The 13,399-nt window shown below is 62.5% G+C and carries 11 protein-coding genes; 5 read left to right on the forward strand and 6 right to left on the reverse strand.

Features of this window, described 5'->3' with window-relative positions:
- Positions 1-7 precede the first annotated feature (7 nt).
- Positions 8-904, reverse strand: coding sequence for a transporter (locus tag ACM0M4_RS07055; protein ID WP_054376251.1), 897 nt, complete (start codon positions 902-904; stop codon positions 8-10).
- Positions 905-1,038: 134 nt separating this feature from the next.
- Positions 1,039-2,016: a helix-turn-helix transcriptional regulator gene (locus ACM0M4_RS07060; protein ID WP_003119304.1), complete on the reverse strand. Its 978-nt coding sequence runs from the start codon at positions 2,014-2,016 to the stop codon at positions 1,039-1,041.
- A gap of 263 nt (positions 2,017-2,279) precedes the next feature.
- On the opposite strand from ACM0M4_RS07060, the gene guaB reads away from it, so the two are divergent.
- Both guaB and guaA read left to right on the forward strand, forming a co-directional pair.
- Positions 2,280-3,749 (forward strand): IMP dehydrogenase, encoded by a 1,470-nt coding sequence (gene guaB / locus ACM0M4_RS07065; protein ID WP_003092702.1) that lies wholly within the window; start codon positions 2,280-2,282, stop codon positions 3,747-3,749.
- A gap of 79 nt (positions 3,750-3,828) precedes the next feature.
- The gene (gene guaA / locus ACM0M4_RS07070; RefSeq protein WP_003105901.1) at positions 3,829-5,406 is read left to right on the forward strand and encodes a glutamine-hydrolyzing GMP synthase; all 1,578 of its coding nucleotides are present in this window, start codon (positions 3,829-3,831) and stop codon (positions 5,404-5,406) included.
- A gap of 74 nt (positions 5,407-5,480) precedes the next feature.
- On the opposite strand, the gene ACM0M4_RS07075 is transcribed toward guaA, so the two are convergent.
- The 3 genes from ACM0M4_RS07075 to ACM0M4_RS07085 all read right to left on the reverse strand — a co-directional run bounded on the left by ACM0M4_RS07075 (position 5,481) and on the right by ACM0M4_RS07085 (position 9,341).
- Positions 5,481-6,485 (reverse strand): DUF3883 domain-containing protein, encoded by a 1,005-nt coding sequence (locus tag ACM0M4_RS07075; protein ID WP_023116342.1) that lies wholly within the window; start codon positions 6,483-6,485, stop codon positions 5,481-5,483.
- Between the two features lie 96 nt (positions 6,486-6,581).
- Positions 6,582-7,676 (reverse strand): hypothetical protein, encoded by a 1,095-nt coding sequence (locus ACM0M4_RS07080; protein ID WP_023116343.1) that lies wholly within the window; start codon positions 7,674-7,676, stop codon positions 6,582-6,584.
- Between the two features lie 3 nt (positions 7,677-7,679).
- On the reverse strand, positions 7,680-9,341 hold the full coding sequence (locus ACM0M4_RS07085; RefSeq protein WP_049243340.1) for a hypothetical protein: 1,662 nt from the start codon (positions 9,339-9,341) through the stop codon (positions 7,680-7,682).
- 482 nt (positions 9,342-9,823) lie between these two features.
- On the opposite strand from ACM0M4_RS07085, the gene ACM0M4_RS07090 reads away from it, so the two are divergent.
- Together ACM0M4_RS07090 and tadA are read left to right on the forward strand one after the other, a co-directional pair.
- The gene (locus tag ACM0M4_RS07090) at positions 9,824-11,215 is read left to right on the forward strand and encodes a multicopper oxidase family protein (RefSeq protein ID WP_054376253.1); all 1,392 of its coding nucleotides are present in this window, start codon (positions 9,824-9,826) and stop codon (positions 11,213-11,215) included.
- Positions 11,206-11,754: a tRNA adenosine(34) deaminase TadA gene (gene tadA, locus ACM0M4_RS07095; protein ID WP_003092697.1), complete on the forward strand. Its 549-nt coding sequence runs from the start codon at positions 11,206-11,208 to the stop codon at positions 11,752-11,754. The genes ACM0M4_RS07090 and tadA overlap by 10 nt, the downstream gene beginning before the upstream one ends.
- A gap of 86 nt (positions 11,755-11,840) precedes the next feature.
- Here tadA and ACM0M4_RS07100 read toward each other — a convergent pair whose 3' ends face one another.
- Complete coding sequence (locus tag ACM0M4_RS07100) at positions 11,841-12,080, reverse strand: hypothetical protein (RefSeq protein WP_152959661.1); 240 nt, start codon at positions 12,078-12,080, stop codon at positions 11,841-11,843.
- Between the two features lie 62 nt (positions 12,081-12,142).
- On the opposite strand from ACM0M4_RS07100, the gene ACM0M4_RS07105 reads away from it, so the two are divergent.
- Positions 12,143-13,399: an aromatic amino acid transport family protein gene (locus ACM0M4_RS07105; protein ID WP_003105913.1), complete on the forward strand. Its 1,257-nt coding sequence runs from the start codon at positions 12,143-12,145 to the stop codon at positions 13,397-13,399.

Raw genomic sequence — 13,399 nt, forward strand, 5'->3', positions numbered from 1 at the left:
CGCCCCCTCAGAACACATGGACCAGGCGCAACAGGGCCTGGCTGCCATGGAACGCATTGTCGGTGGCGACGTTGCGCGAGAGACCGAACATCAGGCTGTTGCGCCGGTCCAGCCAGTGGCCTAGCTCGAAGCCGAGTTGGGTGTAGCGCTGGTGGGTGTCGTCGAGGGTATGGCCCTGCAGCTTCAGTTCGCCGCCATCGGCGTGCACCAGCTTGAGGGCGCCGTAGGTGCTCTGGCTGAAGTCGTAGGAGGCGAAGGCCTGCAGGCGATAGAGCGGTTTCTGTTCCAGGTCGCTGCCGAAGTAGTCGTCGTTCTTCGCGTAGAACTGCGCTTCCAGGTTGGCTTCCAGCACCCAGTTGCGGCCGATGCCCTGGGTGTAGTTGTAGACGAAGGTGGCGCCCCAGCGGTTGGCGCCGGGCGAGACATCGGGGTTCTTCGCGTGGTACTCGCCCAGCGGCAGGGTGATCAGGGTCAGCAGGCCGCTGTAGCGGCGCCGTTCCGGGTCGTTGACGAAAAACAGGGTGCCACCGACCTGGGGATCGCCGAAACCGGTCTCGCCGGTATGCCCGACGCTGCCGGGCAGGCGCGCATCGATGTCGACGAAGGGAATGATGAACTGCGGCGTGCAGAGAGTGCCGCAGATGTCGCTGAAGAACACCTGGCGGTAGGCCACCGCGTTGGTCTTCAGTTCGGCCTTGCCGTTGCGATCGGCCGGCCCGTGGAACTCATGGGCGCGGGTCGCCGGCAGGTAGAGCACGCCGAGCGTGGTGCCCGCCGGGGCGCCGAAGAAGTCGCGGGCGTTGAGGTCGGCGGCGCCGGCCTCGGCGCCCAGCAGGAGCTGGATGCCGAGCAGCGCGAGGGCGCTGGCGGTCGGTACGGCCATCGAGGCGGTGCGGTGGGTCATGTGACGGTCTCCCCGGTCGTTGTGTGCCCGGCGTTCGTCGCGCCGGTGGTGGTTGCGCCTTTTCGCAGGCGAAAGGGCGCCCATGCCGCCCATGGCGGGGCGGTCGAAGCGGTGATGGCAGGGGTGGAGGGCTGTCAGCCAGGCGGGAACTGGTGCAGCAGGTGGGCGATGCTCGCCTTGTCGTTGACGCCGAGCTTGGAATAGATGGTGCGTATGTGATGGCGCACGGTGTTCGGCGCCAGGCCGAGGTCGCGGGCGATCTGCTTGTAGGTCTTGCCTTCGCTGAACAGCAGGGCGACGTCGCCTTCGCGATTGCTCAACTGTTCGATCGCGCTCGGTTGCCGCGCGGTGAGCAGGTAGAGGTCGCCGACCTGCCGCGAGTCGATCACCAGGCGCGCATCGCGATAGCCCTGCGGGCTGGTTTCCTCCGGCAACTGCGGACCGGTCCAGCCCGGCCAGGCGCCGAGCAGCAGGTCGACGAAGCCGCGTTCGGCGCAATGCAGCACGCCGTAGCGATCGCATACCGCCATGGCCAGAGCCTGGCGTTCGAGGGATTCGCGCAGGGCCACCAGGGTACGGATCTGGTTGGCCGAGACGGCCGCGGCCAGGTGCGCCGAGAGTTGCCCGAGGAGCAGCTTCTCCTGGTCCGCGAAGGGCGGGCCGCCAGGCGTGCGATAGAGGGCGACATGGTCGCTGAGGCGGGTGATCGGATCGACGTGGATCACGCAGAGCAGCTCACCGATGTCGTGACGTGCGCCAAGCCAGCGCAGCCCGGCGGTGGCCTGCATGTCGACGGCCACGGCGGTGCCCGGGCGGGCGTGTACCAGGCCGACGGTGATGTCGTCGTGGCTGATCGATTTCCAGTCCTCGACATAGTGCTCTTCGAGGTTGAACAGGTGTGCGCTGTGCTCCACCGGCACGCCGTCGATCAGCGCCGCGCGGCCCCACCAGGCACGCTGGAACGGCACCAGTTGCTGCAAACGTTCCAGCGCGGTGCGATGGAAACGCTCCAGGGTCTTGTCGCGCGCCAGCCGGTTGATGTCCAGCACGGCGGCGCCGAACGCCGCGAGCAAGGCTGCGGATGACGAATGCGGGTCAGTGCTCCCTTTCATTCTCTCCCCCGTCCCACTTTTATAGTTCTTGGAATCGGCGTCCCGCCGCCTGGGCGGTCGCTGGGTGACGTACGCAGTATCCGGCCATCCGCCGCCGCGCTGCCATCCTGCAAATGCGGGATAGGACAGGCGGAACGGGGCCTGGCGGGCGCCTTGCAAGATATTTGCCCATTCGCCGTTTTCGGCGATCAACTGCGTTGAGCGGAAGCCCGTGGCTGGGTATAATGTCGCGCTTCCATTTTTCCCGTCTGGGAGCGCCCGCCATGCTGCGAATCAGTCAAGAAGCCCTGACTTTCGACGACGTCCTTCTGATCCCCGGTTATTCCGAAGTCCTGCCCAAGGACGTGAGTTTGAAAACTCGCCTGACCCGCGGCATCGAACTGAACATCCCGCTGGTATCCGCCGCGATGGATACCGTGACCGAAGCCCGCCTGGCCATCGCCATGGCCCAGGAAGGCGGCATCGGCATCATCCACAAGAACATGGGCATCGAGCAGCAGGCCGCGGAAGTCCGCAAGGTCAAGAAGCACGAAACGGCCATCGTCCGCGACCCGGTCACCGTGACCCCCTCGACCAAGATCATCGAACTGCTGCAGATGGCCCGCGAGTACGGCTTCTCCGGTTTCCCGGTGGTGGAGCAGGGCGAGCTGGTCGGTATCGTCACCGGTCGCGACCTGCGGGTGAAGCCGAACGCCGGCGATACCGTCGCCGCGATCATGACCCCGAAGGACAAGCTGGTCACCGCCCGCGAAGGCACCCCGCTGGAAGAGATGAAGGCCAAGCTCTACGAGAACCGCATCGAGAAGATGCTGGTAGTCGACGAGAACTTCTACCTGCGTGGCCTGGTGACCTTTCGTGACATCGAGAAGGCCAAGACCTACCCGCTGGCGTCCAAGGACGAGCAGGGCCGCCTGCGCGTCGGTGCCGCCGTCGGCACCGGCGCCGATACCGGCGAGCGCGTCGCCGCGCTGGTCGCCGCCGGGGTCGACGTGGTGGTGGTGGACACCGCCCACGGCCACTCCAAGGGCGTGATCGAGCGTGTGCGCTGGGTCAAGCAGACCTTCCCGGACGTCCAGGTGATCGGCGGCAACATCGCCACCGCCGAGGCCGCCAAGGCCCTCGCCGAGGCTGGCGCCGACGCGGTCAAGGTCGGCATCGGCCCGGGCTCGATCTGCACCACCCGCATCGTCGCCGGTGTCGGCGTGCCGCAGATCTCCGCCATCGCCAACGTCGCCGCCGCCCTCGAAGGCACCGGCGTACCGCTGATCGCCGACGGCGGCATCCGCTTCTCCGGCGACCTGGCCAAGGCCATGGTCGCCGGCGCCTACTGTGTGATGATGGGCTCGATGTTCGCCGGTACCGAGGAAGCGCCGGGCGAGATCGAGCTGTTCCAGGGCCGTTCCTACAAGTCCTACCGCGGCATGGGTTCGCTGGGCGCCATGTCCGGCTCCCAGGGCTCGTCCGACCGCTACTTCCAGGACGCCTCCGCCGGCGCCGAGAAGCTGGTGCCGGAAGGCATCGAGGGTCGCGTGCCGTACAAGGGTGCCCTGTCCGCCATCGTCCACCAGCTGATGGGCGGCCTGCGCGCCGCCATGGGCTACACCGGCAGCGCCGACATCCAGCAGATGCGCACGCAGCCGCAGTTCGTCCGGATCACCGGCGCGGGCATGGCCGAGTCCCATGTCCACGACGTCCAGATCACCAAGGAAGCCCCCAACTACCGGGTTGGTTGAGGCTGATTGAAATGAGTGCTGCACGGGGCTGTTCGATTCAGCCCCGTGTCGTTTTCGAATTCCGTAGCGAGAGATGGCCATGTCCCAAGACATTCACGCCCACCGTATCCTGATCCTCGATTTCGGCTCCCAGTACACCCAACTGATCGCCCGCCGCGTGCGCGAGATCGGCGTGTATTGCGAAATCCATCCCTTCGACATGAGCAACGAGGCGATCATCGCCTTCGCGCCGCGCGGCATCATCCTCGCCGGTGGCCCCGAGTCGGTACACGAAGCCGACAGCCCGCGCGCGCCGCAGGCGGTGTTCGACCTGAAGGTGCCGCTGTTCGGCATCTGCTACGGCATGCAGACCATGGCCGAGCAGATGGGCGGCAAGGTGCAGGGCTCCGACCTGCGCGAGTTCGGCTACGCCCGCGTCGACGTGGTCGGCAAGGCGCGCCTGCTGGACGGCATCGAGGACCACGTGGACGACGACGGCGTGCTCGGCCTCGACGTGTGGATGAGCCACGGCGACAAGGTCACCGAGATGCCGGCCGGCTTCCACATCCTGGCCAGCACCCCGAGCTGCCCGATCGCCGCCATGGCCGACGATGCCCGCGCCTACTACGGCGTGCAATTCCACCCGGAAGTCACCCACACCAAGCAGGGCCTGCGCATTCTCTCGCGCTTCGTCCTCGACATCTGCGGTTGCGCCGCGCTGTGGACCCCCTCGAACATCGTCGACGACGCCATCGCCACCGTGCGCGCCCAGGTCGGTTCCTCCAAGGTCCTGCTAGGCCTCTCCGGCGGCGTGGACTCCTCGGTGGTCGCCGCGCTGCTGCACAAGGCCATCGGCGACCAACTGACCTGCGTGTTCGTCGACAACGGCCTGCTGCGCCTGCACGAAGGCGACCAGGTGATGGCCATGTTCGCCGAGAACATGGGCGTGAAGGTGATCCGCGCCAACGCCGAGGACAAGTTCCTCGGCCGCCTGGCCGGCGTCGCCGACCCGGAAGAGAAGCGCAAGATCATCGGCCGCACCTTCATCGAAGTTTTCGACGAAGAAGCCACCAAGCTGCAGGACGTGAAGTTCCTCGCCCAGGGCACCATCTACCCCGACGTGATCGAGTCGGCCGGCGCCAAGACCGGCAAGGCCCACGTGATCAAGTCGCACCACAACGTCGGCGGCCTGCCGGAGGACATGCAGTTCGAACTGGTCGAGCCGCTGCGCGAACTGTTCAAGGACGAAGTGCGCAAGATCGGCCTGGAGCTGGGCCTGCCCTACGACATGGTCTACCGCCACCCGTTCCCCGGCCCGGGCCTGGGCGTGCGCATCCTCGGCGAGGTGAAGAAGGAGTACGCCGACCTGCTGCGCCAGGCCGACCACATCTTCATCGAGGAACTGCGCGCCTTCGACTGGTACCACAAGACCAGCCAGGCGTTCGTGGTGTTCCAGCCAGTGAAATCGGTCGGCGTGGTCGGCGACGGCCGTCGCTACGCCTGGGTCGTCGCCCTGCGCGCGGTGGAGACCATCGACTTCATGACCGCGCGCTGGGCGCACCTGCCCTATGAACTGCTGGAGAAGGTCTCGAACCGCATCATCAACGAGATCGCCGGTATCTCCCGGGTCACCTACGACGTGTCGAGCAAGCCGCCGGCGACTATCGAGTGGGAGTGACCCCTCTTAGCTTTAAACAAAAGCCCGCGTAAATAGCGGGCTTTTGTTTTTTTTCATGGTGCAGGAATTAAACATTAAGATTCGGGTTTTGGTACGAATTCTCCAATGTAAACGTAAGGGTCGAGGTTAAATGCCTCTTTTAGCTGACGAGCATTGTACACTGTGACTTGCGGGGAGTCAGATAGCGCCGACGTCACCATGGCTAACCTCCAGTCTGGGTTAAGCATCAATCCTGCATTGTGTTCGTTACGCGTAAGGAAAAAACGTGGTGTCGTGCCGGCTGTACCCTTGACTTCGAGATGCAGCGCTGACTCTCCGCGCTTGAATATAAAGTCGTATCCGCAGGGCAGGTGTGTTGTGCGCTGGGAGCTATAGCCTTGTTCTATATAATATTCGATCACTGCTTTTTCCGCGGCCAACTCCACGGCTTTACGATGCTCAGGGGTACCAAATCCCCGGAGTGGATCGACCTGATCCAGTTGTGGGTCAAAAACGCTGTGTTCATTGGGGTTGTGAATTGCGACTGAGGCCAGGCGATTCATTAAGCTCTCAAGTCGAGCTTGAACCCTTGCCTTATTCTCGGTCTTGGTAACGTCTGGGCCGTCGAGAAACGAGTATTTCCCCTGTTTCACGGATGGATCCGAGAACGGCAGAATTCGCTCCTCGGGCGGGATGAAGTAAGCGGAATTGCTGGTTATGCAATATGACCAGTCGTAAGCAGGATGAGGGAAAATTTGCTGTCGCGGATCGGTGTTATTGGGGCGGACTATCCACTCACCATGAAGTGTTGCGTTTTCGTACCAACCAACCACGTGTATGCCTGGAGTTGCCGGATTTTTGGCCAGGCACACAACTGTCCATCCTTCTGGGTCGTCGTGATAAGGTGCGTAGTTACCTCCTTGTGGAGGTACATAGCAGTAGTAAGTCCCATTGACATCTGGCATAAAGTTGTAGGCTTCATGACCTCGTCCTTCGTTCTCCGTCCCCTTGTTTTGATTCAGCCAGGCAAAGTTACCGGCGATGTCGCCACCTCGATAATATTCTGACCACCCAAATTTGACCCACAATATCTTATTCATGTGATGACGCTCCTTTGGGCTGGTTTTTTGAATTTTCGCCATCGTGGCAAATGGTGGAGTGACGATAGGATCTAAGTTGCCGAACCGAAAATTTGCTCATGGGGCTGGTATTTGAGGTTCGTGGATTTCGACTGGGGCCAAAACAGGCTTTGAGGTATTCCAGAAAGTGAGGCCGGCGATGGCGCTTGCGCACACTAACGCCAAGCCACATATTCCGGCCAGGAGCCGGCGCTGCTCGCGGCGAAGACGTATTTCGCCATTGCTCTGTTCGTTGCGTAAGACGTGCAGTTCGGCTTGGTGCTCGGCCCGCTCCTGCTGTCGTTCTTTGCGTTCGTTAAGCAGCGTTTGGGCCTGTTCGGCCAGCACTTCGCGCAGTTCCGAGAGCTGGCGATCCAGGTCGCGTTGCTTCTCGTCTCGCTGCTGCGCTTGGACTGCCAGGTCGGCATTCAGCCGTTCAGTCTGGCGGGTGGCTTCGCGGCGCTGTTCGTTGAGTGTAGAGAGCAGACCTTCCTCGACAGCCTGGAGACGTTGTTCCAGGTTTGAGTCGACCTCATGTTGCAACTGCGTGAGGCGCTGTTCCAAGGAGCTTGCCTGCTCATCGATGACTTCCCGGAGCAACCGCTGCTGTTCGTCCAATGCGCCCTGCACCTGTTGCATGCGATTGTCGAAGTCCGCCAGCAGGCGATCCCGGGTTTCCATTACTTCTTTGGCGATGCTGATCAGCATCTCGCCATGTTCGTCAGTCAGCCCCTGGACTTTCAACAGGTCGGTGACGTATTGGCGTAAGCCTGCGGCCTGGTGCTTGATTACGGCCTGGTGCTGTTCGAGGCGCATGTTCTGCCTGGCCAGCTCCTCGGCCTTGGCATCCAAGGTCTTCTGCTGGTCGGCCAGTTGCCCCTGCTGTTCAGTCAGTTGCTGGGCCTGCAACGAGCTGATTACCATCAATTGAGCGAGAGTTTTGGCGAATTCCGCCTGCACTTCCTGGGCGTCGAGCTGGGCGTTCTTCAGTTCGCCGCGATTGAACAGTCGGCCGAGAAAGCTACGCTGCTCGTGTTCGTCGCGGACCCGCTTGAAATCGTCGAGGCGCTTGAACGTGCTGTGGAACTTCTCGTAAACCTCAGCGATATCTATCTGGGCGAGCAGGTCGTCGCTGGGGACGGTGCTGGCAAGTTGGGCAATGACCTTGGACATCCCTTATGTTTCCTTCCTGAACTGCTGAAGCAACAAACCGAAGCGTTCGTTGAACTGTTTCTTGCTATCGATGGCCAGGGAGAGCGAGGCGATAGTCTCCGCCTGTTCTCCTATGGCGCCTTGCGCGTGCTGCACTGAGGCTTGCGCGGCCTCGGTTGCCTGGTCGAAGCGCACGGAGATGCGCTGATTGAGCTGGACCATCATCCGGTATCGCGCCGAAAGTCGAAATTGCAGCTCTACCTGTTCGATCATGCGCTCGCCGAGTTCGGCGGTGGCTTGCAGGGTATCGATCTGAGCGTTGATGAAATCGGTGCCCTTATCCATCATCCAATCGATAAGCGAGTCGATGGCGTACATCAGCAGAGCGTTGGCGAGGCCGGTCATCAGGCCGGTGAGCACCGGGGCGATCATTCCGGCGAGCGGTGCGAGCATCGGGATGCCGACGATGAAGGTGTTCACCGATTGCTCCAGGAGCATGCCGGCACCCAGGGTGAATAGGCCGGCCAAGCTCTTGCTGACCGCCCGCATAACCTCGGTGCCGGACATTTCCTTGGGTGGCCAGAGCAGTAGCCTGAGGGCCTTGAACAGCTCTTGCATGCCTTCTCGGATGATGGTTACAACTTTGGCCGATGTGGTAATGAGGTTGTTGATTAGGAAGGTCAGCAGGTTGCTCACAAGGCCTTGCAGGCCGCCCTCGAAGAAAGCTTCGAAAGCTGCCTTAAACTTGCTCTGAACGCGCTTCAACACACGCTCAACCGCTGCCACCACGCGGTCGAGCAGGGGCTGCTGATCGTCACGCTGGCTGACCACTTTGTGTACTTCGACGAAGCTGCCGTTGACCACCTCGAATAACAGCACCCCCATTGCCCTGCGTAGGCCGGTTTTGCCGAACTCCTTCGCGCCTGTGATGCCCAGCTCCTTGCCGTGGTAGAGCAAGCGGTCTTTGGTATCGGGCTGATGCTGATCGATGGCGGCGCGAGCCTTGTCGATCAGCGGCTTGGTAATGGACTCGTCGTAACCGTTTTCGGCAGAGAGCGCGGTCTCTGCGGCGGTATCACTCTTTTCTCGGTTATTTTCAAAGGTGGTGAAATGCAGATTGTCTTTTTCCGAGGCCAACGCTTTGCGTTGCTCCGGAGTAAGCATCCAAGCGCCTTCTTTGTGTGCCTGCTTCAGGGGGATGGTGTGATCCAGCTCGGCGTTCATCACCAGCTTGCCATTTGACTTGGCGGTGCGCTTTGTCGGTGCCTTTTCATTGGTGTAGGTGTCGATGAATGTTTGCGAGTTCATCGTGCCGTCCTTCACCGCATCCTTCATTTTCTGTTGTTTCGCGGCGGAGTAGTCGTAGTCGGCTTTCCGGTTATAGTGCTCGGATGCTTTGGCGTAGATATCCTGATTAGCATTGTGTTGGGTGGTGACGTTGCCACCATCGATGTCTGAGAACATTGCCGGGGTCAATCCAAAGGGGCCGACCACTTGTTGCAGGGCTTCTTCGCGACAGCGGTCGAGCAGTTCCTGGAGGCGCTTGTCCTTCAGCGCCTCGCGTTCGGAGCGAGGGCCATCGGGCACCTGCAACTGGCGTTGGTCGGCATCTACCACGGAGCTGAGCAGGGCATCGAGATTGGCGGTGAGCAGCGGGTCGCCTTGCAGGGTCGGTCGGGAGGTCATGAAACAGTCCTTGTCGAAAGAGGCCTGTGCATCAGAGAAAAAAGGCGACAATGACACCATTAGGCCACTATTGATTACCCGCGCACAAGCCGCAGACCTTGGGGGCTGCTGGTCCATGGATGTCAGAATCTGCCGCACCAGCGTAGGCGAGTCAGTAAGGGGAATTACTCCCGAGAGCTACGGCATAATCAGCGACAGAAAACAAATAATGCGCTGAGAAGCGAAATGGCATTTTTCATGGTCTTGTGCGATTCGTCTCTCCATAAGTGCCGTTTTTCGCGATGTTTATCTGCTTGTTAATAATAGAGTGGGAATGATCGGCTCGCGCCGATGAGAGGAAAGGGCAGCTTCGGCTGCCCTTTTCGTTTGCTCCGGATCAGCAAAGAGGCAGTTGCACGGAGCGATGGCTCGCCTTCGCGGCTGGGAAATGAGAAAATCTATCATTTCCCAGCCGCAGTAGTACCCGCGAAGGTGAAGGCTCCATGACATTTACCCGTAGACAAGTGCTCGGCGGCCTCGCCGGGCTGGCGGTGGTCGGCTTCGGCGCCGGCGGCGCGCGCCTCTGGCTGGCGCGTCCGCAGGTGGCGCAGGAGTACGACTACGAACTGATCGCCGCGCCGCTGGACCTGGAGGTCGTCCCGGGCTTCAGCAGTCCGGCGCTGGCCTATGGCGGCCAGTGCCCCGGCGTGGAGTTGCGGGCGAAGCAGGGCGAGTGGCTGCGGGTGCGCTTCACCAACAGGCTGGACGAACCGACCACCATCCACTGGCACGGCATCCGCCTGCCGATCGAGATGGACGGCGTACCGTACATTTCCCAGCCGCCGGTGCAGCCGGGCGAGAGCTTCATCTACCAGTTCAAGACCCAGGACGCCGGCAGCTACTGGTACCACCCGCACCTGATGAGCAGCGAGCAGCTCGGCCGCGGACTGGTCGGCCCGCTGATCATCGAGGAGCGCGAACCCACCGGGTTCCGCCACGAGAAGGTTCTCTGCCTGAAGACCTGGCACGTGGACGAGCAGGGCGCCTTCACCCCCTTCAGCGTGCCGCGCCAGGCCGCGCGAGAAGGCACCCGCGGGCGCTATTCGACGATCAACGGCAAGCATGTGCCGACCATCGACCTGCCGGCCGGGCAGATCGTCCGGGTGCGCCTGCTGAACGTCGACAACACCGTCACCTACCGTCTCAACCTGCCCAACGGCGAGGCGAGGATCTATGCCATCGATGGCCATCCGGTGGAACCACGCGGCTTCGAGGGGCAGTACTGGATCGGTCCCGGGATGCGCCTGGAGCTGGCGCTGAAGGTGCCGGAAGCGGGCACCGAGCTGTCCCTGCGCGACGGGCCGGTACGCCTGGCGACGATCCGCAGCGTGGCCAGCGCCGAGGCACCTGCCGGCGACTGGCCGAAGCCGTTGCCGGCGAATCCGGTGAGCGAACCGGACCTGGCCAATGCCGAGAAGATCGGTTTCCGTTTCGAGTGGGTCGGGGCGATGTCCGATACCAGCGGCAAGAATCCCTATCCGTCGTTCTGGCAGATCAACGGCAAGGCCTGGGAAGGCGGCGAGGAACACAAGCACAACGCGCCGCCGCTGGCCAAGCTCAAGGAAGGCCAGAGCTACATCTTCGAGCTGCGCAACATGGCGCAGTACCAGCACCCGATCCACCTGCATGGGATGGCCTTCAAGGTACTGGATTCGGATCGCCGGGAGATCATCCCGTACTTCACCGACACCTACCTGCTGGGCAAGAACGAGACCGCCCGCGTCGCGCTGGTGGCGGACAATCCGGGCCTGTGGATGTTCCACTGCCACGTCATCGACCATATGGAGACCGGCCTGATGGGGACCATCGCGGTCGGCGAGGCCTGGTGCGGGTGACTAAGCTGATCAGCAACGGCAAGGGCTACCCGACGGTAAAAGGCGTGCGTCCGATCATCGATCGCAGCCGGGACCCGCATTTCATGCGCGAGGCCCTGGCAGAGGCGGAAAAGGCCGCGGCCCTCGGCGAAGTGCCGGTGGGCGCGGTCCTGGTGCGCGAGGGCGAGATCATCGGGCGGGGCTTCAACCGGCCGATCAGTAGCCACGATCCCAGTGCCCACGCCGAAATGCTGGCGATCCGCATGGCAGCGGCGGAGGCGGGCAACTACCGGCTGCCAGGCAGCACCCTGTATGTGACCCTGGAACCCTGCAGCATGTGTTCCGGACTGCTGGTGCACGCACGCATCCAGCGCCTGGTGTACGGCACGGTCGAGCCCAAGTCGGGCGCAGTGGAAAGCCGTGGGCGATTCTTCGAGCAGGAGCATCTCAACCATAGGGTCATGGTCGAGGGTGGCGTGCTGGCGGAAGAATGCAGCCAGGCGCTCTCGGCGTTCTTCCGCGCGCGGCGCGAAGCGGCGAAGAAGCCTCGCGAAGACTGACGGGTGTTTCTCTTTTCGAACGCTCCGGCTGAAACGTTAAAGCACGTCCTAGCCCCTTCCTCTCCTTCAAAAGCCATCTGCATCAATTATTTATCCGGATATTTCGGACGATCGGCATAGGCGTAAAGTCGTAGTCGCCGCGCGCTTCCTTCGTCGAATTGTGTGATATTTTGCACGGCCGCTTGAGCAAGCGGCCCGCAGGCAATGGCTTCAGGTGAGAGCGAGCCCGCCTGCGGATACCCCCGCCGGACCGCGCAGCCGAAAAGCGCGGCCGGTCCGGAGGCGTCCGCGATTCCCGGCCCTGCATTGTCCTCGAAGAAGGCCATCGGTACGGCGGTCCTGGCCGCCTCCCGCACAATGCCAATTCGAAATGCAGGGAGTTGTTGCCATGAGTGATACCCGGGTCCAGCAGTATCAGGATCACGCCGGGGCGGAAGCCGTCGATTCCTCGGGACTGGAGGTCAAGCGCCTGACGTTCCTCGAGGCGGTGGCGATGATCGTCGGAACCAACATCGGCGCAGGCGTGCTGTCCATGGCCTACGCCAGCCGCAAGGCCGGCTTCATGCCATTGCTGCTCTGGCTGGCGGTGGCCGGCCTGTTCACCACCATTTCCATGCTCTACGTCTCGGAAACCGCCCTGCGCACGCGCACCCACAACCAGTTGAGCGGCCTTGCCCAGCGCTATGTCGGCTCCTTCGGCGCCTGGGCGATCTTCCTGTCCGTGGCGGTCAACAGCATCGGCGCGCTGATCGCCTACATGAGCGGCAGCGGCAAGATCCTCAGCGCCTTCTTCGGTATCAGCCCGGCCCTGGGCAGCGTGCTGTTCTTCATTCCGGCCGCCGGCGTGCTGTACCTGGGGCTGAGCGCCATCGGCAAGGGCGAGAAGTTCATCAGCATCGGCATGGTCAGCATGATCCTGATCCTGGTGGCGGCCACCCTGCTCAACGACAACACCGAGTTCGCCCGTCTGCTCGACGGCGACTGGATCTACATGGTGCCGGTATTCAACATCGCGGTGTTCTGCTTCTCCGCCCAGTACATCGTCCCGGAGATGGCCCGTGGTTTCAGCCACGCCCCGGAGCGCCTGCCGAAGGCGGTGATCACCGGGATGCTGACCACCTTCGTCCTGCTCAGCATCGTGCCGCTCTCGGTGATCGCCCTGACCGGCCTGGAGAACCAGTCCGAAGTCGCCACCCTGGCCTGGGGCAAGGCGCTCGGCGAATGGGCCTTCTTCACCGCCAACACCTTCGCCCTGTGCGCCATGCTGACGTCCTACTGGGGCCTGGGCGGTAGCTTCCTGACCAACATCTTCGACAAGTTCCACAAGCTCGGTCCGGAGAACCGGCCGAAGACCCGCCTGCTGGTGCTGGCGATCGTCGCGCTGCCGCCGTTCGTCCTGGCCTACAGCGGGCTGGTCGGCTTCGTCAACGCGTTGTACTTCGCCGGGGCCTTCAGCGGGGTGATTCTCTCGATCATGCCGATCCTGATGCTGCGCTCGGCGCGCAGGAACGGCGACTTCGAGCCGGCCTGGAAATGCGGCTGGATCGCCCATCCGGCGATCCAGGCGGTGATCGTGACGATCTACCTGGCCAGCGCCGCCTACGCCATTTGTAGCGCCATGAACCTGCTGCCGGCCGGCTGGTAG

The sequence above is a fragment of the Pseudomonas sp. 18-147 genome (genome assembly GCF_051048045.1).
GTDB lineage: Bacteria > Pseudomonadota > Gammaproteobacteria > Pseudomonadales > Pseudomonadaceae > Pseudomonas > Pseudomonas aeruginosa.